This window comes from Fontibacter flavus (assembly GCF_042432905.1).
Lineage (GTDB): Bacteria > Bacteroidota > Bacteroidia > Cytophagales > Cyclobacteriaceae > Fontibacter > Fontibacter flavus.
This window is the reverse complement of the sequence record NZ_JBHLWI010000074.1, coordinates 1-1,601: the sequence shown is the minus strand read 5'-3', so window position 1 is coordinate 1,601 and position 1,601 is coordinate 1. Positions and strand designations below refer to the sequence as shown.

Here is a 1,601-nt window from a genome sequence, read left to right as displayed (position 1 = left end):
TTGTCCTAATTAAAATGCCTGAATTACTTAAAAAACCTCTCCCTTTCTCACTTTTTCTTCGTGGGACATGGTGCTCTTTGTGGTAAAATAAATCTCGGTGAGCCCCTGCCTCCATTTTTCGGGATGGCCTCCAACCATCCCTCTGATATCCCGGCCCTTCAGGCCTATTTAATCAATTCAAAAACTCCCTTCCCTATCCATAACCGTCATCCGGAACTTTAGAAAAGTTCAAACTTTTGCCTTTTTACTTTTTCCTTGGCTCTTATATTTCCTTTCTTCATTTTTCACTCCTCATTCAACATTCTCAATTAATGGCCTCCAACCATCCCTCTGATATCCCGGCCCTTCAGGCCTATTTAATCGACTCAAATACTACTACCCATTACCAATAACGTCATTCTCAACTTTAGATATACATTCATCTCCCTAATTCTTCATTCTAAATGATTAACCAAGCAATTCCTTTACCTGCTTTTTAAGCTCCGGTAAATCACTTTGTAAAATCCCCCAAATTACTATTGCGTCAACATCATCATAGGCATGTATCACAAAATTCCTTAAGCTTACAATCCTTCTTGCATCTGTAATTGGGATATTGGCATCTATTTTCAATAACTTATTAGTAGCCTCCCCAATAATTTCAAGCTCTCTTTCCACAGCTCTTCTTAGCATTTTATTTTGTTGAAAAAATGAAAGACTTGGTTCAGGTCCCAGGTATTTTTCAATGGAATCAATCGACTCTCTTATATCGAATAATAGTTTCTTGACTTTATTCACTATAAATCAAAGTCTTTGTTTTATTGATTTCTTCCAAGAAATATGGATTACTGACAGATTTCTCGGTAAGCAAATCAACTTTTCTATTTAAGATATTTTGCAACCCTTCGTAAACCTCAAAAAAAGAATCTGTATAAACTTCTACTGGAACTTCCTTGATTTTAACCAAAAAGTCTACATCACTTTCTGATGAAAAACTATTATTTAAAACCGATCCAAAAACAAACATCCGTTCTACATGGTGTTTTTTACACAAATCGATTAATTCCTCTCTGTGTTTTTCTAAAAATACAGGTAGTTTATAATCCAGAGAAACATCATAAGCCATTGCAAAAGGTTCATTGACCTTTTGGATTCGCTGCTTCTTTATGGGATATTTTTTACCTTTCATTTAAAACATAATTTACAAAAAAATACTGAATCTGTTTATATTAAGTTTGCGGATTCTAAATCTACTTTATCCCTTCCCGAAATTGCAAATCCTTCTGGTTCAAGTCTTCAGATTTATCTCCCAAGAGGGAGACTTGTACCCCCATATTGAATCCAGCACAAGAATTCGCGTCAATCCAAAGCCTCGCGCATAATTCATTTACCTAATTAGCAATGATGTATAAAAGGCGTTAAACATACATTTCTGTCTAATTCCAGAAATAATCAATTTGTGTAATTAGTGTAATTCCTGCCTGCAGCAGGCAGGCGTGGTTATCATTTCAAATCAATTCGCGGTTCCGTATTGCCGGCGTATCCGGGATGGCCTCCAACCATCCCTCTGATATCCCGGCCCTTCAGGCCTATTCAATAGACTCAAAAACTCCCTTCCCTAT

At 36.4% G+C, this 1,601-nt stretch carries 2 protein-coding genes; both read right to left on the bottom strand.

The window, feature by feature from the left end; translation table 11 throughout:
- Positions 1 to 447: 447 nt before the first annotated feature.
- On the bottom strand, positions 448 to 777 hold the full coding sequence (locus ACFFIP_RS18030) for a HepT-like ribonuclease domain-containing protein (RefSeq protein WP_382389163.1): 330 nt from the start codon (positions 775 to 777) through the stop codon (positions 448 to 450).
- Positions 770 to 1,168: a nucleotidyltransferase family protein gene (locus ACFFIP_RS18025; protein ID WP_382389162.1), complete on the bottom strand. Its 399-nt coding sequence runs from the start codon at positions 1,166 to 1,168 to the stop codon at positions 770 to 772. Before ACFFIP_RS18025 ends, ACFFIP_RS18030 begins: the two co-directional genes overlap by 8 nt.
- Between the last annotated feature and the right edge of the window lie 433 nt (positions 1,169 to 1,601).

What these genes read in the sequence shown, in the direction of transcription:
- ACFFIP_RS18025 (WP_382389162.1), bottom strand. Translation starts at nt 1,168, where the DNA reads ATGAAAGGTAAAAAATATCCCATAAAGAAGCAGCGAATCCAAAAGGTC.